The organism is Streptomyces poriferorum (assembly GCF_019399235.1).
Taxonomy (GTDB): domain Bacteria; phylum Actinomycetota; class Actinomycetes; order Streptomycetales; family Streptomycetaceae; genus Streptomyces; species Streptomyces poriferorum.
In genome coordinates, this window is the sequence record NZ_JAELVH010000022.1 from 1 (window position 1) to 21,755 (window position 21,755).

18 protein-coding genes, 1 tRNA gene and 1 pseudogene are annotated in these 21,755 nt (G+C 68.5%); 9 read left to right on the forward strand and 11 right to left on the reverse strand.

What is annotated here, in order from left to right:
- From JGS39_RS06490 to JGS39_RS06515, 6 genes and pseudogenes are all read left to right on the forward strand, one after another.
- Positions 1–1,307: AsmA family protein (locus tag JGS39_RS06490; RefSeq protein WP_219567755.1), on the forward strand; the 1,307-nt coding region annotated here is incomplete at its 5' end.
- Positions 1,308–1,495: 188 nt separating this feature from the next.
- Positions 1,496–2,359 (forward strand): peptidoglycan-binding protein, encoded by an 864-nt coding sequence (locus tag JGS39_RS06495; protein WP_219567756.1) that lies wholly within the window; start codon positions 1,496–1,498, stop codon positions 2,357–2,359.
- 83 nt (positions 2,360–2,442) lie between these two features.
- Positions 2,443–2,655 (forward strand): annotated as a pseudogene (locus JGS39_RS06500) (hypothetical protein); the annotation flags it as partial.
- A 112-nt stretch (positions 2,656–2,767) separates the two neighbouring features.
- A complete protein-coding gene (locus tag JGS39_RS06505) occupies positions 2,768–3,037 on the forward strand; it encodes a hypothetical protein (RefSeq protein ID WP_219567757.1) in 270 nt (89 codons plus the stop codon).
- 51 nt (positions 3,038–3,088) lie between these two features.
- Complete coding sequence (locus JGS39_RS06510; RefSeq protein ID WP_219567758.1) at positions 3,089–3,964, forward strand: peptidoglycan-binding protein; 876 nt, start codon at positions 3,089–3,091, stop codon at positions 3,962–3,964.
- A gap of 115 nt (positions 3,965–4,079) precedes the next feature.
- Entirely contained in the window at positions 4,080–4,346 is a 267-nt protein-coding gene (locus tag JGS39_RS06515) for a hypothetical protein (protein WP_219567759.1), read from the forward strand.
- Between the two features lie 93 nt (positions 4,347–4,439).
- Here the strand turns inward: JGS39_RS06515 and JGS39_RS06520 are convergent, their stop codons facing one another.
- The 10 genes from JGS39_RS06520 to JGS39_RS06565 all read right to left on the reverse strand — a co-directional run bounded on the left by JGS39_RS06520 (position 4,440) and on the right by JGS39_RS06565 (position 17,793).
- Positions 4,440–8,339: a DNA-directed RNA polymerase subunit beta' gene (locus JGS39_RS06520; protein ID WP_148020217.1), complete on the reverse strand. Its 3,900-nt coding sequence runs from the start codon at positions 8,337–8,339 to the stop codon at positions 4,440–4,442.
- 129 nt (positions 8,340–8,468) lie between these two features.
- Positions 8,469–11,954 (reverse strand): DNA-directed RNA polymerase subunit beta, encoded by a 3,486-nt coding sequence (gene rpoB, locus JGS39_RS06525; protein WP_219567760.1) that lies wholly within the window; start codon positions 11,952–11,954, stop codon positions 8,469–8,471.
- 597 nt (positions 11,955–12,551) lie between these two features.
- A complete protein-coding gene (gene rplL / locus JGS39_RS06530) occupies positions 12,552–12,935 on the reverse strand; it encodes a 50S ribosomal protein L7/L12 (RefSeq protein WP_219567761.1) in 384 nt (127 codons plus the stop codon).
- An 83-nt stretch (positions 12,936–13,018) separates the two neighbouring features.
- A complete protein-coding gene (gene rplJ / locus JGS39_RS06535; RefSeq protein WP_219567762.1) occupies positions 13,019–13,576 on the reverse strand; it encodes a 50S ribosomal protein L10 in 558 nt (185 codons plus the stop codon).
- A gap of 274 nt (positions 13,577–13,850) precedes the next feature.
- Complete coding sequence (locus JGS39_RS06540; protein WP_219567763.1) at positions 13,851–14,768, reverse strand: SCO4651 family lipoprotein; 918 nt, start codon at positions 14,766–14,768, stop codon at positions 13,851–13,853.
- A gap of 158 nt (positions 14,769–14,926) precedes the next feature.
- Positions 14,927–15,649, reverse strand: a complete 723-nt coding sequence (gene rplA, locus JGS39_RS06545; protein ID WP_123461041.1) for a 50S ribosomal protein L1 — start codon at positions 15,647–15,649, stop codon at positions 14,927–14,929.
- A gap of 78 nt (positions 15,650–15,727) precedes the next feature.
- A complete protein-coding gene (rplK, locus tag JGS39_RS06550) occupies positions 15,728–16,162 on the reverse strand; it encodes a 50S ribosomal protein L11 (RefSeq protein WP_073740413.1) in 435 nt (144 codons plus the stop codon).
- A 177-nt stretch (positions 16,163–16,339) separates the two neighbouring features.
- On the reverse strand, positions 16,340–17,251 hold the full coding sequence (gene nusG / locus JGS39_RS06555; protein WP_219567764.1) for a transcription termination/antitermination protein NusG: 912 nt from the start codon (positions 17,249–17,251) through the stop codon (positions 16,340–16,342).
- Positions 17,252–17,326: 75 nt separating this feature from the next.
- Positions 17,327–17,614, reverse strand: coding sequence for a preprotein translocase subunit SecE (gene secE, locus JGS39_RS06560; protein WP_219567765.1), 288 nt, complete (start codon positions 17,612–17,614; stop codon positions 17,327–17,329).
- A gap of 106 nt (positions 17,615–17,720) precedes the next feature.
- Positions 17,721–17,793 (reverse strand) — tRNA-Trp (locus tag JGS39_RS06565).
- Between the two features lie 235 nt (positions 17,794–18,028).
- On the opposite strand from JGS39_RS06565, the gene JGS39_RS06570 reads away from it, so the two are divergent.
- Together JGS39_RS06570 and JGS39_RS06575 are read left to right on the forward strand one after the other, a co-directional pair.
- The gene (locus JGS39_RS06570; RefSeq protein WP_219567766.1) at positions 18,029–19,255 is read left to right on the forward strand and encodes a pyridoxal phosphate-dependent aminotransferase; all 1,227 of its coding nucleotides are present in this window, start codon (positions 18,029–18,031) and stop codon (positions 19,253–19,255) included.
- A gap of 133 nt (positions 19,256–19,388) precedes the next feature.
- The gene (locus JGS39_RS06575) at positions 19,389–20,411 is read left to right on the forward strand and encodes an adenosine deaminase (RefSeq protein WP_219567767.1); all 1,023 of its coding nucleotides are present in this window, start codon (positions 19,389–19,391) and stop codon (positions 20,409–20,411) included.
- A gap of 6 nt (positions 20,412–20,417) precedes the next feature.
- On the opposite strand, the gene JGS39_RS06580 is transcribed toward JGS39_RS06575, so the two are convergent.
- The gene (locus JGS39_RS06580; RefSeq protein WP_219567768.1) at positions 20,418–21,032 is read right to left on the reverse strand and encodes a TetR/AcrR family transcriptional regulator; all 615 of its coding nucleotides are present in this window, start codon (positions 21,030–21,032) and stop codon (positions 20,418–20,420) included.
- Between the two features lie 87 nt (positions 21,033–21,119).
- On the opposite strand from JGS39_RS06580, the gene JGS39_RS06585 reads away from it, so the two are divergent.
- The gene (locus JGS39_RS06585) at positions 21,120–21,755 is read left to right on the forward strand and encodes an NAD(P)-dependent oxidoreductase (RefSeq protein WP_219567769.1); all 636 of its coding nucleotides are present in this window, start codon (positions 21,120–21,122) and stop codon (positions 21,753–21,755) included.

Below are 21,755 nucleotides of genomic sequence, written 5' to 3' on the forward strand. Positions count from 1 at the left end.
CGCTCGCCGCCCTCGACGCCGAGGGCCGCATCGACGTCACGCTCCCGGCGACCGACGCCGAGGGCTGGAACCCGTTCGGCTGGACCTACACCGTCACCGAGCGGATCGCCGGGGCCGGCCGCAACCGCACCTACCGCATCGCCCTGTCCGCCACGGTGCCTGAGATCGACCTCGCCGACATCGCTCCCGCCGACCCGGCGGGAGCCCAGTACGTGACCGTGCCGGGTCCGGCCGGGCCGCAGGGCGAGCCGGGGCCGCAGGGTCCGGCGGGCCCGGTCCGCTCGGTCAACGGCCACACCGAGGGCGACATCATCCTGCTCGCCTCCGAGGTCGGCGCCGTCGCCTCCTCCGCGGCCGGCCAGGCGGGCGGGGTCGCCCAGCTCGACGCCGAGGGCAAGGTGCCGAAGGCCCAACTGCCGGACGGCACCGGCGAGGGCGTCACCTCCGTCAACGGACAGACCGGCACCGTCACCCTCGCCGCGGCCGACCTCGGGGCGCTCACCCCGGCCTCGGCCGACACCCGGTACCTGGCGATCGGCGCCGCGCCCGTCACCTCGGTCAACGGGCAGACGGGCGCCATCACCCTGACGTCGGGCGACCTCGGCGCCGTATCCGCCGACCAGGCCGTCCTGCTGAGCGGCGCGCAGACCATCGACGGAGCCAAGACCTTCTCCACCGCCCCCGCCGTCTCGGCCGACCCGGCCGACGCCAACCAGCTGGTCCGCCGCTCGTACGTGGACACCGTGGCCTCCTCCGGCACCTGGACACCGGCCTCCCTCGGCTTCAAGGCCTGGGCGTTCGACCCGGCGGCGTCCTCCGTGGTCAACCCGCAGTACTGCATCAGCGGCACCGTCTACCTGATCGGTATCCCGCTGACCACCGACGCGACCATCACCAACGTCGTCTTCTACGTGCCCGGCTTCGTCGGTACCGGCCTCGCCGCCACCTCGTTCGCCGGTCTCTACACCAGCACGGGAGCGCGGGTCGGGCTCACCGGCACCCTCGACAAGCTGATCACCAAGACCGAGGGCGCCACCTTCGTGCTGAAGCTGACCACGGCTTACGTGGCGGCCGCGGGCAACTACTGGGTGGCGCTGCTCATCAACGGCCCGGACCCGAAGACCAACGGTCCCGCCTTCATGGTGGGCGCCAGCGTCGGCAACAACCCGGGCGGCAGCGCCCGGATGCCGAACCACTTCGTGCGGCACGCACGGCTCGCCGCCACCGGCCAGACCTCGCTGCCCACCTCCTTCACGCCGTCCACCATCGTCGCGGACACCAACGCCATCTGGGCCGCCGTCTCCTGACCGGACACCCACCGGCGCACCCACGGGGGCCGGCCGTCCGGCGCATCCGCGCGTCCGTCCCGGACCCGCGCGCACCGGCCGGCCCCGCAGCCCGGCCCCCACGTCCCACGGATCCCCGCGATCCCACGTTCCCGCAGCTCCCGACCTCACGGTCCCGCGATCCCGAACCTCCGGAAGGAGCCACCACCATGGCAACCCCCCTCACCGCCGACGCCCTCGTCAATGCCCTGACCGCCGAAGGGCTGAACATCGTCGAGTACGGCGACTGGCGCAACCACAACCGCAACACCAAGGGCGCCTGGGGCCCGGTCAACGGCGTGATCGTCCACCACACCGTCACCTCCGCCACCGTGGACTCCGTGGCGCTCTGCTACGACGGCTACACCGATCTGCCCGGTCCGATCTGCCACGGCGTCATCACCAAGGACGGCACCGTCCACCTCGTCGGCAACGGCCGCGCCAACCACGCCGGTTCCGGCGACGCCGACGTGCTCGCAGCCGTCATCGCCGAAACCGCGCTCCCGGCGCCGGACCAGAACAACACCGACGGCAACACCCACTTCTACGGCTTCGAGTGCGTCAACCTCGGCGACGGCTCCGACCCGTGGCCCGAAGCGCAGTTGGAGGCTGTCGCCCGGGTGTCGGCCGCGATCTGCCGGGCGCACGGCTGGCACGCCGCCTCCGTCATCGGCCACCTGGAGTGGACCGACCAGAAGATCGACCCCAAGGGCTTCAGCATGGCGTCGATGCGTTCCCGGGTGACCGCGCTGCTGGCGGCCGCCCCGGGCGGGAGCGCCACCCGCTACCAGCCGTTCCCGGGCGCCGCCTTCTTCACCGCCGCGCCCCGCTCCACGATCGTGGCCGCGATGGGCGGCCGTCTGATCGCCGAGGGCTGCTCCGCCTACGCCGACGGCCCGGGCCCGCAGTGGAGCGAGGCCGACCGCGCCTCGTACGCGCTGTGGCAGCAGAAGCTCGGCTACACGGGGGCGGACGCCGACGGCTGGCCGGGGGCCGGCTCGTGGACCGCGCTGCAGGTCCCGTACACCGCCTGACCCTCCCCGCTCCCGCGGCGCACCCGCGGCTCACCGCCGTGTGGCGCGCCCGGGGGCCGCACGACCGCACGGAAAGGCACTCCATGTCCCATGCCACCACCCGCTCCCTGCGCACGGTCCTGCAGACCGCCGTCGGGATCGCCGTCGCCCTGCCCGCCCTGGTGGAGAGCGGGGCCCTGCCGCGCTCGCTGCCCTGGGTGGGCGTGGCCCTCGCCGTCTCGGGCCTGCTGTCCCGGACGATGGCCCTCCCGGCCGTCCAGGCCCTGCTGCCCGACTGGCTGACGACCCCGACGGACCCGGCCACCGCACCGGCCGGCGGGACCGCGGCCGACGCCGACGCAACCACCGGTGCTGCCGGGCCCGCCACCGGACCGGACCCGACCACCAGCACCGCGACCCGGGCCGCCCATGACGCCGGCTGACGCCCACGCGCACGACCCGGTCGCCGACGCCCGCGAGCTGGAACGGCTCCGCGGCACCCTCGAAGCGGGCTTCGCCAGGGTCGACGGTGCCCTGGCGCTGCTCGTCCAGCGCAGCGACCGGACCGACCGGCAGCTCACCGACCACGAGGCCCGGCTCGACGCGCTGGAACGCGGGCGCTGGCCGCTGGCCAGCGTCGGCGCCATCACCGCTCTCGCCGTCGCCCTCCTCACCCTGTGGGACGTCCTGGCGCGCTGACGGTCCCCGCCCCGCACGTATCCCCGGCCCGACCACCACCCAAGGACCCTCATGGCCACACCCCTGACCGCCGCCGCCCTGCTCGCCACCCTCAGGTCGGAGGGCCTGACCGTCGTCGAGCACAGCGGCTGGCGCACCCACAACCGCGACACCAAGGGCGCCTGGGGCCCGGTGAACGGAGTGATGATCCATCACACGGTCACCTCCGGCACCGCCGCCACGGTCGCCCTCTGCTACAACGGGCACTCCGGCCTACCCGGCCCGCTCTGCCACGGCGTCATCGCCAAGGACGGCACCGTCCACCTCGTCGGCAACGGCCGCGCCAACCACGCCGGTTCCGGCGACGCCGGCGTGCTCGCAGCCGTCATCGCCGAGCGGAGCGCCCTGCCCGCGCCGCACGGGCGTACCGCCGACGGCAACACCCACTTCTACGGCTTCGAGTGCGAGAACCTCGGCAACGGCAAGGACCCCTGGCCCGAGGCCCAGCTCACCGCCATCACCAGGGCGTCCGCCGCGCTGTGCCGCGCGCACGGCTGGAGCGCCGCCTCGGTGATCGGGCACAAGGAGTGGACCGACGCCAAGATCGACCCGGCCGGCTTCACGATGGCGTCCCTGCGCGGCCGGATCGCGGCCCGGCTGGCGTCGAACCCTGGCTCGGGGGGCGCCGCGGGCCCCGCACTCCAGCCGTTCCCCGGCACCGCGTGGTTCAAGGCGTCGCCGACATCGGCGATCGTCACCGCCATGGGACGACGGCTGGTCGCCGTGGGCTGCTCCGCCTACAGGTCCGGCCCCGGCCCGCGGTGGACCGAGGCCGACCGGGCCGGCTACGCGAAGTGGCAGCGCAGGCTCGGATACAGCGGCGCCGACGCCGACGGCTGGCCCGGCAGCGCCTCCTGGGCAGCTCTGAAGGTCCCGCACTCCTCCTGAAAGGGCGTGATCACACCATGGAGACGCCTCGAACCCCTCGTTCGGATCAGGCGGGGCCCGGCACGCGCCTCCGCGGCGCTGACACGGCCGCCGCGTACGACGAGGGGGCCGTGCGGTGAGCGGACCGGCCCGTCAGGAGACCTCCTCGGTCCTCGCCGTCGAACTGGAACGCCTGCGGGGCACGGCCGAGGCCGGCTTCGCCCGGGTGGACGGCGCGTTCGCCCTCCTGGTCCAGCGGAGCGACCAGAGCGACAGACAGCTCACCGACCACGAGATCCGGCTGGGCGAACTGGAACGCCGCCGCTGGCCGCTGGCCGGTATCGGCGCCCTCACCGCGCTCGGCACCGCGGTCCTGGCCCTGTGGAGCCTGGGCCCACGCTGAGAGCCGCCGGGCGGGATGCCACCCGGACACGCCTGAGGGCGGCCACCCCGCATGCACGGGGTGACCGCCCTCAGGTCGAATCAAGCGACTCGCTTACTGGTTGTACGGACCGTAGTCGTAGTCCTCCAGCGGAACGGCCTGGCCGGAGCCCGTGCCGAACGGCGAGTAGTCGATGTCGTCGTAGCCGACGGCCGAGTACATCGCGGCCTTGGCCTCCTCGGTCGGCTCGACCCGGATGTTGCGGTAGCGGGACAGACCCGTACCGGCCGGGATGAGCTTACCGATGATGACGTTCTCCTTGAGGCCGATCAGGGAGTCGGACTTGGCGTTGATCGCCGCGTCCGTCAGGACCCTGGTCGTCTCCTGGAAGGAAGCCGCGGACAGCCACGACTCCGTCGCCAGCGAGGCCTTGGTGATACCCATCAGCTGCGGTCGGCCGGAGGCGGGGTGACCGCTCTCCTGGACCACACGACGGTTCTCGGTCTCGAACTTCGAGCGCTCGACGAGCTCGCCCGGCAGCAGTTCCGCGTCGCCGGACTCGATGATCGTCACGCGGCGGAGCATCTGCCGGATGATGATCTCGATGTGCTTGTCGTGGATCGACACGCCCTGCGAGTTGTAGACCTTCTGGACTTCGCCGACCAGGTGGACCTGGACCGCGCGCTGACCGAGGATCCGCAGCACGTCGTGCGGGTTGGTGGCACCCACGGTGAGCTTCTGGCCCACCTCGACGTGGTCGCCCTCGCCCACCAGCAGACGGGCACGCTTGGAGATCGGGAAAGGAATCTCCTCGCTGCCGTCGTCCGGCGTGACCACGAGCTTCTTGGTCTTCTCGGTCTCCTCGATCCGGACCCGGCCTGCGGACTCCGAGATCGGGGCGACACCCTTCGGCGTACGGGCTTCGAAGAGCTCGACGACTCGGGGCAGACCCTGGGTGATGTCGTCACCGGCCACACCACCGGTGTGGAAGGTACGCATCGTCAGCTGGGTACCGGGCTCACCGATGGACTGGGCGGCGATGATGCCGACCGCCTCACCGATGTCGACCAGCTTGCCGGTGGCGAGCGAGCGTCCGTAGCAGAAGGCACAGGTGCCGACCGCGGACTCACAGGTCAGGACCGAGCGGGTCTTGACCTCCTCGACGCCGGCGCCCACCAGGGCGTCGATCAGGACGTCACCGAGGTCGACGTTGGCAGGCGCGATGACCTTGCCGTCGACGACGACGTCCTCAGCGAGCATGCGGGCGTACACCGAGGTCTCGACGTCGTCCGTCTTGCGGAGCACGCCGTCGGCACCCTTGACCGCGATCTTCAGCTTGAGGCCACGGTCGGTGCCGCAGTCCTCCTCGCGAATGATCACGTCCTGCGAGACGTCCACCAGACGACGGGTCAGGTAACCCGAGTCGGCGGTACGCAGGGCGGTGTCCGCCAGACCCTTACGGGCACCGTGCGTGGAGATGAAGTACTCCAGAACGGTGAGGCCCTCACGGAAGGACGCCTTGATGGGACGAGGAATCGTCTCGTTCTTGGCGTTGGACACCAGACCACGCATACCGGCGATCTGACGCATCTGCATCATGTTTCCTCGGGCACCCGAGTCAACCATCATGAAGATGGGGTTCGTCTTGGGGAAGTTCGCGTTCATCGCCTCGGCAACCTCGTTGGTCGCCTTGGTCCAGATCGCGATGAGCTCCTGCGTGCGCTCGTCCTTGGTGATCAGACCGCGCTCGTACTGCTTCTGGACCTTCTCGTCCTGGTCCTCGTAGCCCTTGACGATGGCCTTCTTGGCCTCGGGCACGACGATGTCGGCAACGGAGACGGTGACCCCGGAACGGGTCGCCCAGTGGAAGCCCGCCGCCTTCAGGTTGTCGAGCGTCGCCGCCACGATGACCTTGGGGTAGCGCTCGGCGAGATCGTTGACGATCTCGGAGAGCTGCTTCTTGCCGACCGAGTAGTCGACGAACGGGTAGTCCTCGGGCAGCAGCTCGTTGAAGAGCGCGCGGCCCAGGCTCGTCCGCAGCCGGAAGGTGTCACCCGGCTGGTACTCGGGCTCGCCCTCCTCGGCGACCGGCGGCACCCAGCCACGCGGCGGGATGGTGCCCACCGGGAAGCGGATGTCGACGGACGACTGGAGCGCCAGCTCGCCGGCGTCGAACGCCATGATCGCCTCGGCCGTGGAGCCGAACGCGCGGCCCTCGCCCTTGGTGTCACGGAGCTCACCGTCGGTGGTCAGGAAGAACAGACCCAGCACCATGTCCTGCGTAGGCATGGTGACGGGACGACCGTCGGCCGGCTTCAGGATGTTGTTCGAGGACAGCATCAGGATGCGGGCCTCGGCCTGCGCCTCCGCGGAGAGCGGCAGGTGCACGGCCATCTGGTCACCGTCGAAGTCCGCGTTGAACGCGGTGCAGACGAGCGGGTGGATCTGGATGGCCTTGCCCTCGACCAGCTGCGGCTCGAAGGCCTGGATGCCGAGGCGGTGCAGCGTCGGCGCACGGTTCAGGAGAACCGGGTGCTCGGCGATGACCTCTTCCAGGACGTCGTACACGACCGTGCGGCCGCGCTCGACCATGCGCTTGGCCGACTTGATGTTCTGCGCGTGGTTCAGGTCCACCAGGCGCTTCATCACGAACGGCTTGAAGAGCTCCAGCGCCATGGCCTTGGGCAGGCCGCACTGGTGCAGCTTCAGCTGCGGGCCGACGACGATCACGGAACGCGCGGAGTAGTCCACACGCTTGCCGAGAAGGTTCTGACGGAATCGGCCCTGCTTGCCCTTCAGCATGTCGCTGAGGGACTTGAGCGGGCGGTTACCGGGACCGGTGACCGGGCGACCGCGGCGGCCGTTGTCGAACAGCGCGTCGACGGCCTCCTGCAGCATCCGCTTCTCGTTGTTCACGATGATCTCGGGGGCACCGAGGTCAAGGAGACGCTTGAGGCGGTTGTTGCGGTTGATCACACGGCGGTACAGGTCGTTCAGGTCGGAGGTCGCGAAGCGGCCACCGTCCAGCTGCACCATCGGACGCAGGTCCGGCGGGATGACCGGCACGCAGTCGAGCACCATGCCCTTGGGCTTGTTGCTGGTCTGCAGGAACGCGGAGACGACCTTGAGGCGCTTGAGCGCACGGGTCTTCTTCTGGCCCTTGCCGGTACGGATGATCTCGCGGAGGCGCTCGGCCTCCTCGTCGAGGTCGAACGACTCCAGGCGCTTCTGCAGAGCGGCAGCACCCATGCAGCCGTCGAAGTACGTGCCGAAGCGGTCACGCAGCTCGCGGTAGAGCAGCTCGTCGCCCTCGAGGTCCTGGACCTTGAGGTTCTTGAAGCGGCTCCACACCTCGTCGAGACGGTCGATCTCGCGCTGCGCACGGTCGCGCAGCTGCTTCATCTCACGCTCGGCACCTTCGCGCACCTTGCGGCGCACGTCGGCCTTGGCGCCCTCGGCCTCGAGCTCGCCGAGGTCGGTCTCGAGCTTCTTGGCGCGGTTCTCGAGGTCCGAGTCGCGACGGTTCTCGACCTGCTGGCGCTCGACGGAGACGTGAGCCTCCAGCGACGGGAGGTCGCGGGTGCGGCGCTCCTCGTCGACGAACGTGATCATGTACGCGGCGAAGTAGATGACCTTCTCGAGGTCCTTCGGCGCGAGGTCCAGCAGGTAGCCCAGGCGCGACGGGACGCCCTTGAAGTACCAGATGTGGGTGACGGGAGCGGCAAGCTCGATGTGGCCCATGCGCTCACGGCGCACCTTGGCGCGAGTGACCTCGACGCCACAGCGCTCACAGATGATGCCCTTGAAGCGGACACGCTTGTACTTGCCGCAGTAGCACTCCCAGTCCCGGGTCGGACCGAAGATCTTCTCGCAGAAGAGTCCGTCCTTTTCGGGCTTGAGCGTGCGGTAGTTGATGGTCTCCGGCTTCTTCACTTCGCCGTGGGACCAGGTCCGGATGTCGTCCGCGGTGGCAAGGCCGATCCGCAGCTCGTCGAAGAAGTTGACGTCGAGCACTTGTCGTCAATCCCTCTTTCGGGGGTTCGAGCCCCCTCGCTTCACGCGAGAAATCGGGGCACTTCAGCAATGGTCTGAACGGGTCCGGGGAGAGCCGGCCGGATCACGGGGATCCGGCCGGCCAACCCGTCAGACCTCTTCGACGCTGCTCGGCTCGCGCCGGGACAGGTCGATACCGAGCTCCTCCGCCGCGCGGAAGACGTCCTCGTCCGTGTCGCGCATCTCGATGGACATGCCGTCCGAGGACAGCACCTCCACGTTGAGGCAGAGCGACTGCATTTCCTTGATGAGCACCTTGAAGGACTCGGGAATGCCGGGCTCGGGGATGTTCTCGCCCTTGACGATGGCCTCGTAGACCTTCACGCGGCCGGTCACGTCGTCGGACTTGATCGTCAGCAGCTCCTGGAGGGCGTAAGCGGCGCCATAAGCTTCAAGGGCCCACACCTCCATTTCACCGAAGCGCTGTCCACCGAACTGAGCCTTACCACCCAGCGGCTGCTGGGTGATCATGGAGTACGGACCCGTCGAACGAGCGTGCAGCTTGTCGTCGACGAGGTGGTGGAGCTTGAGGATGTACATGTAGCCGACCGAGACCGGCTCCGGGAACGGCTCGCCGGAGCGGCCGTCGAACAGGTTGGCCTTGCCCGAGGGCTGGACCAGCCGGTCGCCGTCGCGGTTCGGGATCGTGGCCTGGAAGAGGCCGGTGATCTCGTCCTCGCGCGCACCGTCGAAGACGGGCGTGGCGACGTTGGTGCCGGGGGCGACCTGGTCGGCGCCGATGAGCTGCAGGCGCTTGGCCCACTCGTCACCGAGGCCGGAGACGTCCCAGCCGCGGCTGGCGAGCCAGCCGAGGTGGATCTCCAGGACCTGTCCCGGGTTCATTCGGGACGGGACACCCAGCGGGTTGAGGATGATGTCGACCGGGGTGCCGTCCTCCAGGAACGGCATGTCCTCGATCGGGAGGATCTTCGAGATGACGCCCTTGTTGCCGTGACGGCCGGCGAGCTTGTCACCATCGGTGATCTTGCGCTTCTGCGCGACGTAGACGCGGACCAGCTGGTTCACGCCCGGCGGCAGCTCGTCGCCCTCTTCGCGGTCGAAGACGCGGACGCCGATGATCTTGCCGATCTCGCCGTGCGGCACCTTCAGCGAGGTGTCGCGCACCTCGCGCGCCTTCTCACCGAAGATCGCGCGGAGCAGGCGCTCCTCGGGGGTCAGCTCGGTCTCGCCCTTGGGCGTGACCTTGCCGACGAGGATGTCACCGGCCGTGACCTCGGCACCGATCCGGATGATGCCGCGCTCGTCGAGGTCCGCGAGGACCTCTTCGGAGACGTTCGGGATGTCCCGGGTGATCTCCTCCGGACCGAGCTTGGTGTCACGGGCGTCGACCTCGTGCTCCTCGATGTGAATCGAGGAGAGGACGTCGTCCTGCACGAGGCGCTGCGACAGGATGATCGCGTCCTCGTAGTTGTGGCCTTCCCACGGCATGAACGCCACGAGCAGGTTCTTACCGAGGGCCATCTCACCGTTCTCGGTGGCCGGACCGTCGGCGAGGACCTGCTCGGCGACAACCCGGTCGCCTTCGGAGACGACGACCTTCTGGTTGACCGAGGTGCCCTGGTTGGAGCGCATGAACTTCGCGATCCGGTACGTGGTGTACGTGCCGTCGTCGTTGGTCACGGTGATGTAGTCCGCGGAGACCTCCTGGACCACACCGTCCTTCTCGGCCTTCAGTACGTCACCGGCGTCGGTGGCGCAGCGGTACTCCATGCCGGTGCCGACGAGCGGGGCCTCCGACTTGATCAGCGGCACCGCCTGCCGCATCATGTTCGCGCCCATGAGGGCACGGTTGGCGTCGTCGTGCTCCAGGAACGGGATCATCGCGGTGGCGACGGACACCATCTGGCGCGGCGAGACGTCCATGTAGTCGACTTCGGTGCCGGGCACGTAGTCGACCTCTCCGCCACGACGGCGGACCAGGACGCGGGGCTCGGTGAAGCGCAGCTCGTCGGAGAGCGTCGCGTTCGCCTGGGCGATGACGTAACGGTCTTCCTCGTCGGCCGTGACGTAGTCGACCTCGTCGGTGACCTGGCCGTCGACGACCTTGCGGTACGGCGTCTCGATGAAGCCGAACGCGTTGACGCGGCCGTACGAGGCGAGCGAACCGATCAGACCGATGTTCGGGCCTTCAGGAGTCTCGATCGGGCACATGCGTCCGTAGTGGGACGGGTGCACGTCACGGACCTCGAAGCCGGCCCGCTCACGGGACAGACCACCCGGGCCGAGCGCCGACAGGCGGCGCTTGTGGGTGAGACCCGACAGCGGGTTGTTCTGGTCCATGAACTGCGACAGCTGGCTGGTGCCGAAGAACTCCTTGATGGAGGCGACGACCGGCCGGATGTTGATCAGGGTCTGCGGCGTGATGGCCTCGACGTCCTGAGTCGTCATGCGCTCACGCACGACGCGCTCCATCCGGGCCAGACCCGTACGGACCTGGTTCTGGATGAGCTCGCCGACGTTACGCAGACGACGGTTGCCGAAGTGGTCGATGTCGTCGGTCTCGACGACGATCTCCCGGCCGGACTCGCCGGTCGTCTCGGTCTCCCCGGCGTGCAGCTTCACCAGGTACTTGATGGTCGCGATGATGTCGTCGCTGGTGAGGACACCGGCGTCGAGCGGCTCATCCGCGCCGAGCTTCTTGTTCACCTTGTAGCGGCCGACCTTCGCGAGGTCGTAGCGCTTCGGGTTGAAGTAGAGGTTCTCGAGCAGCGTCTGAGCAGCCTCGCGCGTCGGCGGCTCGCCCGGACGCAGCTTGCGGTAGATGTCGAGCAGCGCGTCGTCCTGGCCCTGGGTGTGGTCTTTCTCCAGGGTGGCGCGCATGGACTCGTACTCGCCGAACTCCTCGAGGATCTGCTCGGTGGTCCAGCCGAGAGCCTTCAGGAGGACGGTGACGGACTGCTTGCGCTTGCGGTCGATGCGGACACCGACCATGTCGCGCTTGTCGATCTCCATCTCCAGCCAGGCACCCCGGGAAGGGATGATCTTGGCGGAGAAGATGTCCTTGTCGGACGTCTTGTCGATCGAGGAGTCGAAGTAGACACCCGGCGAGCGGACCAGCTGCGACACCACGACACGCTCGGTGCCGTTGATGACGAAGGTGCCCTTGTTGGTCATGAGCGGGAAATCGCCCATGAAGACCGTCTGGGACTTGATCTCGCCGGTCTCGTTGTTGGTGAACTCGGCCGTGACGAAGAGCGGGGCGGCGAACGTGAAGTCGCGCTCCTTGCACTCGTCGATCGAGTTCTTGGGGGGCTCGAAGCGGTGGTCGCGGAACGTAAGCGACATCGACCCGGAGAAGTCCTCGATCGGTGAGATCTCCTCGAAGATCTCCTCCAGGCCGGACTTGGTGGGGACGTCTTGTCCACTGTCCAGAGCAGCCTCGACGCGAGCCTTCCAGGCGGCGTTACCGAGGAGCCAGTCAAAGCTCTCGGTCTGCAGCGCGAGGAGGTTCGGAACCTCGAGGGGCTCCTTGATCTTTGCAAAAGAGATGCGCAGCGGGGCGGTGCTGGCACCGTTGTTCGTATTCGCGGTCGAGGCGTTGCGCGAGGCGGCCAAGAGGGGGTCCTTCCGAGGGCTCGGACTCACTACGCGCGTACCGGTCCCAAACTGGACAGGTGGACAGATATCCCAGATGAGGGATGAACGGTCCACGGTGCACAAGATGGGTATGCCCCTGGTGACGGGCAGGAGGCAGCTAACAGGCAGCGCAAAGGGTCAGTGTAGCCAAGCGGCACACTGATGTCCAGTCGGGGTTCTCAGAGACCCACGTTGCTCTCAACAGCTGTTCTCAACACCTATGTCTAGCCCTGCGCGGGGTGCGCTCTTCTTTACTGCCCTCTTCGCCATCGATCCATGCCTCGGATTCGGATCGATGTGACGACGCGCCTTGAGAATTGCGCGCCTCGTGCGGTTCGTCAAGGCCCCCCAGCCGGTACGGGCCCCGAGACCCGCGTCCCGCCGCCTCTCGGCGCCACCCGTGCTCCCCACGAGAGGCGCACGGCGAAGATCACCATACTCGTCACCGCGCGAAGAGCAAGGCACCCACCGCGGGTACGCCGAAAGGCGACCACCCGTACGGGTGATCGCCTTTCGCGAAGTGACGCCCGTGCCTCGCGGCACGGGGGTCCCAGAGGAGTCAGAAGACTCGCTGGGTCACTTGACCTCGACGGAGGCGCCGGCGGCCTTGAGGGACTCGGCAGCCTTCTCGGCGGCCTCCTTGGCGACCTTCTCGACGACGGGCTTCGGGGCGCCGTCGACGAGGTCCTTGGCCTCCTTCAGGCCGAGGGAGGTCAGCTCACGCACGACCTTGATGACCTGGATCTTCTTGTCACCGGCGGCGGTGAGGATGACGTCGAACTCGTCCTGCTCGGCCTCGGCCTCGACAGCGGCACCACCGGCGGCGGGGCCGGCAACGGCGACGGCCGCGGCGGCGGTGACGTCGAACTTCTCCTCGAAGGCCTTAACGAACTCGGAGAGCTCGATGAGGGTGAGCTCCTCGAACTGAGCGAGCAGGTCTTCCTGGCTGAGCTTCGCCATGATGGCGTCCTTCCACTATTCGGCAGGTGCCGGATGTATATGTCGGCGGGCGTACGTGGAGCCCGCTGGACCGCTGAGCGAAATTACTCGGCGGCCTCGGCGGGAGCCGGAGTACCGGCACCGCCCTGCTCTTCCCGCTTGGCACGAAGAGCTTCCGCGGTGCGGACGAACTTCGACGGCAGAGCCTGGAAGAGCTGCGCAGCCTGAGTCTGCTTGCCCTTCATGGCGCCGGCCAGCTTGGCGAGCAGAACCTCGCGGGACTCGAGGTCCGCGAGCTTCTTGATCTCATCGGCGGACAGCGCCTTACCGTCAAGGACACCGCCCTTGATGATGAGGTTGGGGTTGTCCTTGGCGAAGTCACGAAGACCCTTCGCCGACTCCACCGGGTCACCGGTGACGAAGGCAACCGCCGTCGGACCTGAGAACAGGTCGTCCAGCGTGTCGATCCCGGCCTCGTTGGCCGCAATCTTGGTCAGCGTGTTCTTCACCACGGCGTACTGGGCGTTCTCACCGAGCGAACGACGCAGCGTCTTGAGCTGCGCCACGGTGAGACCCCGGTACTCGGTCAGCACGGCGGCGTTCGAGCTGCGGAACTGGTCCGCGAGCTCGGCTACCGCTGCAGCCTTGTCGGGCCTTGCCATGAGCGTCGGCCTCCTTCCGGGTGATGAGGACCGCTCAAAAGGCCCCGGAAAAGACGAAACGCCCCGGCGCAGGCGCCAGGGCGAAGCTCGACCGAACAAAATACGGGAGCTTTTCCACAGTCACCTGCGCAGGTCGTCCGCATTCAACGGATCCTTCGGTTGCCGTCACCCTTGCGGGTTTCAGCAACGACCAGCGGTCTTTGGCTTCTGCAGAAGAGTACGCGACCGGGGTCGCGCCGGGCAAATCCGTCCCGGTTCGGGTGGTCCGGAAGGTTTAGGACGCTCCCGCGGTCGCGCCCTGCTGCTGCTGGAACAGTTCCTTGAAGCCGATCGTCTCGCCGGCCGGCGGGCGCTGGACCGACACCTTGGTCCCGTAGTCGCTGTAGAACATGGTCGTGTTGAGCTCGCCGGTCTTCATCTGCCCGCGCTCGCTCTTCTTCACCAGCAGGTCGTTCTCGTCGACCCAGATGTCGACCGTCTCCGTGGTGATCCCCGCGTCGTTGAGCTGCTTCTTGAGCGCGGCCAGCTGATCGGCGTCCAGCTTCGACGTCTTGGCGGTCAGCTCGGCGACGTCGACCGTGCCGGAGTAGTGCGTGGTCCGGACACCACGGACCTGCTCCTTGCCGACCTCCTTCACATCGCCGGAGGCCAGCAGCGACTTCACTCCCTGGTCGGGAGTGGTGTTCTGCATCTGGTCCTTCATCGCCGCCCCGGAGGCGCCCCCGAGCGCGGCGAGGTCCTCGTAGGAGTAGCTGATCCAGCGCTTGCCACCGGTCTGCTGGGCCATCGCCTCGCCCATGTCCGCCGCGTAGCCGTCCTTGAAGTAGCGGGCCTGCATCGTGCCGTTGCCGCCGGACTTCTTCATGGTGTCGGCCATGGCACCGCCGGTGTACGTGATCTCCATGCTGCCGCTGACGCCGTCGCTCCAGTCGAGCGCCCCGGACTGCTTCATGGACATGGCACTGCCCACGGTCATGGTTCCCTCGACCTTCGCCGAGCTGGCGGCGCCGGTCTTCTTCTGCACGTCGAGCAGCGCGGCGATCGCGTCGGTCTTCACCACGCCGCTGCCGGCGTCCTTGCCCCTGGCCTTGCTCGTGGAGCCGTCGTCCGATCCGCCGCAGGCCCCGACCGACGTCAGCGCCGCCGCCACTGCCACGGCCAGGCCAACGCGCCGTACGGTACTGGTCCTCATGTCAGCTTCCACCCCTCGTTCGGCTCTCGGTCCCCGCACGCCAACGCACGGCACCGACAGCCATCGGTACGTACATACGAGGACGGGCCCCGCACCTCGAAAGGTTGCGGGGCCCGTCAATGTCACACGTGACACGGCGGTCGTACGAGCGCGATGGCTCAGACGGAGGCCGGGTCCTCCTCGACGAGGAGGTTACGGGTGCGGTTGGAGTCCAGCGGGATGCCGGGGCCCATCGTGGTGGCCAGCGTGGCCTTCTTGATGTAGCGGCCCTTGGCGGCGGACGGCTTCAGACGGAGGATCTCGTCCAGCGCCGCTGCGTAGTTCTCCACCAGCTTGGTCTCGTCGAACGAGGTCTTGCCGATGATGAAGTGCAGGTTCGAGTGCTTGTCGACGCGGAACTCGATCTTGCCGCCCTTGATGTCGTTGACAGCCTTCACGACGTCGGGGGTGACGGTGCCGGTCTTCGGGTTCGGCATCAGACCACGCGGACCGAGCACGCGGCCGAGGCGGCCGACCTTGCCCATGAGGTCCGGGGTCGCGACGACGGCGTCGAAGTCCAGACGGCCCTTCGCCACCTCGTCGATGAGCTCGTCGGCGCCGACGATGTCGGCGCCCGCGGCTTCCGCGGCCGCAGCACGGTCACCGGTCGCGAAGACCAGGACCCGGGCGGTCTTGCCGGTGCCGTGCGGGAGGTTCACGGTGCCACGGACCATCTGGTCGGCCTTGCGCGGGTCAACACCCAGGGCAAACGCGACCTCGACGGTGCTGTCGAACTTCGTGGAGGCGGTGTCCTTGGCGATACGGACGGCCTCGAGCGGGGCGTAGTTCCGCGCCCGGTCGATCTTGGCGTCCGCAGCGCGGAGGTTCTTGCTGCGCTTCACTTCTACTCCTGTGGTTTCAGAATGTGGAGTCGTGGTGCGGACCGGCGCTTGGTCCTACCACTGGGGGGTGGGGCTGAATCAGCCTTCGACCGTGATGCCCATGGAACGGGCGGTGCCGGCGATGATCTTCGACGCGGCGTCGAGGTCATTGGCGTTCAGGTCGGGGAGCTTCGTCGTGGCGATCTCGCGGACCTGGGCGGCCGTCAGCTTGGCAACCTTGGTCTTGTGCGGCTCGCCGGAGCCCTTGTCCACACCCGCGGCCTTGAGGATCAGCTTGGCGGCCGGCGGAGTCTTGGTGATGAAGGTGAAGGAGCGGTCGTCGTAGACCGTGATCTCCACCGGCACGACCATGCCACGCTGCGACTCGGTCGCGGCGTTGTAGGCCTTGCAGAACTCCATGATGTTGACGCCGTGCTGGCCCAGTGCGGGGCCGACCGGCGGGGCCGGGTTGGCCGCACCGGCGTTGATCTGGAGCTTGATAAGCCCCGTGATCTTCTTCTTCTTGGGAGGCATGTGCTCTCTCCGGGTCCTAGTGAGAGTTTTCGCCGTCATCCGGTCATCCGGATGCAGGCATACCGCACAACGATAACGGGTATAGCTGCGCGACCAAAAACCGAGCAGGTCAGACCTGCTGTGACAGCCGGTCTGACCTGCTCGGTAGGCATGTGTCCAGAAGCTGGCGAATAACCGCTAGTTCTTCTGGATCTGGTCGAAGCTGAGCTCGACCGGAGTCTCGCGGCCGAAGATCTCCACGAGACCCTTGACCTTCTTGGAGTCGGCGTTGATCTCGTTGATCGTCGCCTGCAGAGTCGCGAAGGGGCCGTCGGTGACGGTGACCGAGTCGCCCACCTCGAAGTCCAGCACCTGGACCTCGACCTTGCGGGACGGAGCCGGCTTGCCCTCGGCCTCGGCGGCCTCGCGGGCGGCCTTCTCCTCGGCCTCCGGGGCGAGCATCTTGACGATCTCGTCCAGGGTCAGCGGGTACGGGTCGTAGGCGTTGCCCACGAAGCCGGTGACGCCGGGCGTGTTACGGACGACGCCCCAGGACTCGTTCGTCAGGTCCATGCGCACCAGGACGTAACCCGGGAGCTTGTTCTGCCGTACGTTCTTGCGCTCGCCGTTCTTGATCTGGACGATTTCCTCCTCAGGCACCTCGGCCTGATAGACGAACTCCTCCACGTTCAGCGAGACGGCGCGCTGCTCCAGGTTGGCCTTCACGCGCTTCTCGTAACCGGCGTACGTGTGAATGACGTACCACTCGCCCGGGAGGGTGCGGAGCTCCTCGCGCAGGGCGGTGACGGCGTCGACGGGCTCGGCCGGCTCGGCCTCTTCCTCGTCGGCCTCGTCGGCGGCTTCCGCGGCCTCGGGGCTCTCGTCCTCGTCGTCACCGGCTTCGGCCCCGGGGGCCTCGTCGTCGGCTTCGGCGGCGTCCTCGACGTGCACGGCGGCCTGCTCGGCGGGCTCGCCCGCGGCGGCGTCGGCAGCTTCAGCCTGGTCCGGCTCCTCAGCGTCCGCCGCCTCGACGATGTCGAGCTCGTCCTCGGCGGACTCGAAGGCGCCCGCCGTCGGCTCGACGGCGTCGTTCAGGTTCGGGTCAGACACGGTGGCTGCTTCTTCCTGGATACAAATGGGTGGAACATGCGAAAGGGGCGCCCCCATGAGGCGCCCTCCGCGGGATCAGCCGAAGACGTACTTGATGACCCGCTGGAAACCGAAGTCAATCACGGTAACAAGACCAATCATGACGACTACGAACACAATCACCACTGTGGTGTATGTCGTCAGCTGGTTGCGAGTCGGCCAGACAACCTTGCGGAGCTCGGCGACGATCTGGCGGTAGAAGAGCGCGAGACGGCCCAGAGGGCCCTTCTTGCCGCGCTTGCCGCCCTTCCGGGTCTTCTTCTTCGACTCGGGGACTTCATCCTCGGCATCAGGCATGTCGATGGAGCCCACGGCGTCCGTCACGCTTCTCACCTGATTCCGGGTCATGGCCGTGCCGCGCCCGGTGAAGCCGCACGGCAGTGCATTGAAGTACGTACATGCGCACACATCCTGGCGAAGGAGTGTGTAGCAGGGCCGGAGGGACTTGAACCCCCAACCGCTGGTTTTGGAGACCAGTGCTCTACCAATTGAGCTACGACCCTTTGTGGTTTCCACCAACCTACCGCATGTCCCCGGATGCCCCGAGTGCAGGAACGGTGCGGCTGGTGAAGGCCAACGACAGGTGAGTGTACGTGCTCAGCGGCCCGGCGTCGAACAGATAGCTCCCGACCGTTCCTGTCCGATGCTGTCCGGTCGTCCGTCCACATGGTGTCCGGCTGCTGTCCGGTCCCTGAAACCCCTGTGCCGACGGGGAATACGGTCTGCGAGCATGGGGGCATGAGCGCTGCTACTTCTCCCTCCGAGCGCCGGGTCTCCGCCCGCATCGGTGCCATCTCCGAGTCCGCCACCCTCGCCGTCGACGCCAAGGCCAAGGCCCTCAAGGCCGCCGGCCGTCCGGTGATCGGCTTCGGCGCGGGCGAGCCCGACTTCCCGACCCCCGGCTACATCGTCGACGCCGCGGTCGAGGCCTGCCGCAACCCGAAGTACCACCGCTACACCCCGGCGGGCGGGCTCCCCGAGCTCAAGGCCGCCATCGCCGAGAAGACGCTGCGCGACTCCGGCTATGAGGTCGACGCCTCCCAGATCCTGGTGACCAACGGCGGCAAGCAGGCCATCTACGAGGCCTTCGCCGCGATCCTCGACCCGGGCGACGAGGTCATCGTCCCCGCGCCGTACTGGACCACCTACCCCGAGTCGATCCGCCTCGCCGGCGGCGTACCGGTGGATGTCGTGGCCGACGAGACCACCGGGTACCGGGTCTCGGTGGAGCAGCTGGAGGCGGCGCGCACGGAGCGTACGAAGGTCGTCCTGTTCGTCTCCCCGTCGAACCCGACCGGTGCGGTCTACAGCGAGGCGGAGGCCGAGGCGATCGGCAAGTGGGCCGTCGAGCACGGTCTGTGGGTGCTGACCGACGAGATCTACGAGCACCTCGTCTACGGCGACGCGAAGTTCACCTCGCTGCCGGCGATCGTGCCCGAGCTGCGCGACAAGTGCATCGTGGTCAACGGTGTCGCCAAGACGTATGCGATGACCGGTTGGCGCGTGGGGTGGATCGTCGGCCCCAAGGACGTGGTCAAGGCGGCGACGAACCTGCAGTCGCACGCCACCTCCAACGTCTCCAACGTCGCCCAGATCGCCGCGCTGGCCGCCGTCTCCGGGAACCTGGACGCGGTCGCCGAGATGCGCACCGCCTTCGACCGGCGCCGGCAGACCATCGTGCGGATGCTCAACGAGATCGACGGCGTCCTGTGCCCCGAGCCCGAGGGCGCGTTCTACGCCTACCCGTCGGTGAAGGAGCTGCTCGGCAAGGAGATCCGCGGCAGGCGTCCGGCCACGTCGGTCGAGCTGGCTGCGCTGATCCTGGACGAGGCCGAGGTCGCGGTCGTGCCGGGCGAGGCCTTCGGCACCCCGGGCTACCTGCGTCTTTCCTACGCGCTGGGTGACGACGACCTGGTCGAGGGCGTCTCGCGGCTCCAGAAGCTGCTGGGCGAGGCCAAGGCCTAGTAACTCCCCGATCACGGATGGCGACCCTCGGCTCCGGCCGGGGGTCGCTTTCGCGTTCGCGCATCCGTTCGATGGGCAACTCGATGGGGAAACCGGCTACCGCGCCACCCCGTCCGTGCGGCAAGATCCATGGATGGAGCGTGATGTACGGCTGTTGCCCAAGGCCCACCTGCACCTGCATTTCACCGGGTCGATGCGGCCCACGACGCTGCTCGAACTCGCCGACAAGTACGGAGTGCGGCTGCCCGAGGCGCTGACCGGTGGCGAGCCCCCCAGCCTGCGGGCGACGGACGAGCGCGGCTGGTTCCGTTTCCAGCGGCTCTACGACATCGCCCGGTCCTGTCTGCGGGCTCCCGAGGACATCCAGCGGCTGGTGCGCGAGGCCGCCCAGGAGGACGTGGCGGACGGCTCCGGCTGGCTGGAGATCCAGGTCGACCCCACCTCGTACGCGCCCCTGCTCGGCGGGCTCATCCCCGCGATCGAGATCATCCTGGACGCGGTGGACAGCGCCTCGCGCGATACCGGGCTGCCGATGCGGGTGGTGATCGCGGCGAACCGGATGAAGCATCCGCTGGACGCCAGGACGCTGGCGCGGCTCGCGGTGCGGTACGCGGACCGGGGTGTCGTCGGGTTCGGGCTCTCCAACGACGAGCGGCGCGGCATGGCGCGTGACTTCGACCGGGCCTTCGCCATCGCCAGGGAGGGCGGCCTGCTGGCGGCCCCGCACGGCGGTGAGCTGTCGGGCCCCTCCAGCGTCCGCGACTGCCTGGACGACCTCGACGCGGCACGGGTCGGGCACGGGGTCCGGGCCGCCGAGGACCCGCGGCTGCTGCGCAGGCTGGCGGAGCGCGGGGTGACCTGCGAGGTGTGCCCGGCGTCCAACGTGGCGCTCGGCGTCTACGAGAAGCCGTCCGACGTACCCCTGCGCACTCTGTTCGAGGCCGGCGTGCCGATGGCCCTCGGTGCGGACGACCCCCTGCTCTTCGGGTCCCGGCTGGCCGCGCAGTACGACCTCGTACGCCGCCATCACGCGTTCACCGACGAGGAGCTGGCCGAGCTGGCGCGCCAGTCGGTACGGGGTTCGGCGGCGCCCGAAGCGGTCCGTACGGAGCTTCTGGCGGGCGTCGACGCATGGCTGGCCGAGCCGGCGCACTGACGCTGTCTACGGCCTTTCGCCCGTGAGCCCGGCCAGCAGCATCCGGGCGACCGAGGCCGCGAAGGCGTCGAGCGGCTGCGGCGGCTCACCGGTCTGTGTCGCGTCGTAGGCGAAGGCCCGCTGGGCGCAGGCCCCCATCAGCAGGGAGGCGGCCGCGTACGTGTCGGCGTCGGCCCGTACCCGGCCGGCCGTCTGTTCGGCGCGCAGATACGCGTCCAGCCCGCGGATGGGGATGTGGGGACCGGTCCCCAGCTCGCGCATGGCGGCGTTGTGGCGCGCCTTGAGCCTCGGCTCGGCGTACAGGGACGCGGCGATCGGGAAGCTCTGCTCGTAGAAGAGGGCGGCCTCGCGGGCGATCTCGGTGAGATTCCGCTCCACCGTCCGCTCCCCCTCCCCCGGATCGGCGATGAGCCGCTTCAGGACCCCGTCGACCTTGGGCAGACGCTCCTTCAGCACCACCACGAACAGCTCTTCCTTGCTCGGGAAGTGCTTGTAGAGCGCCGCCTCGGAGCAGCCGGCGGCCCGGGCGATCTCCTTGGTGGTGGCCCGGGCCAGGCCGATGGTGAGCATCAGCCGGTGGGCGGCGTCGATGATGCGGGCGCGGGCCGGCTTCTGCTCCATGTGCTCTCCAACGAAGCTTGACGAGTGGGTGAGTACCCACTCACTCTAGAGGTGAGTGAATACTTACCCACCTTGGGAGGGTGTGCCATGAAGCTCACGGTGTTCGGCGCGACAGGCGGCATCGGGCAGGAGATCGTCCGGCAGGCGGTGGCGGCGGGGCACGAGGTGACGGCGGTGGTCCGCGATCCCGCGCGGCTGCCGGTGCCGCTCTCCGGCCTCACGGTCCACACCGCGGCCCGTATCGACGACCCGGAGGCGCTGCGTGAGGCGGTCGCGGGCCGCGACGCGGTGCTCTCCGGTCTCGGCGCCCGGGGCCGGAAGGCCGGCGGGATCGCGGAACGGCTGACCCGCACCGTGCTGACGGCCATGGAGGCGGAGGGGACCCGGCGGCTGCTCGTGGTGAGCGCGGCCCCCGTCGCCCCGAAGCCCGCGGACGACCCGCTGCCCGACCGCATGATGCTCGCGGCGATCGGCGCGATCCTGAAGGAGGTCTACGCGGACCTCACCGCCATGGAGGCAGCGCTGGCGGCCTCCGCAACGGACTGGACGTCGGTGCGTCCCCCGAAGCTCACCAACGGGCCGCTGACGGGCGACTACCGGACCGTCATCGGCAGCAACCCGCGCAGCGGCCGGTCCATCTCACGGGCCGACGTGGCGCACGCGATGCTGGCGCTGACCGACGACCCGGCGTCGGTGAAGCAGGGGGTCGGTGTGGCGTACTGA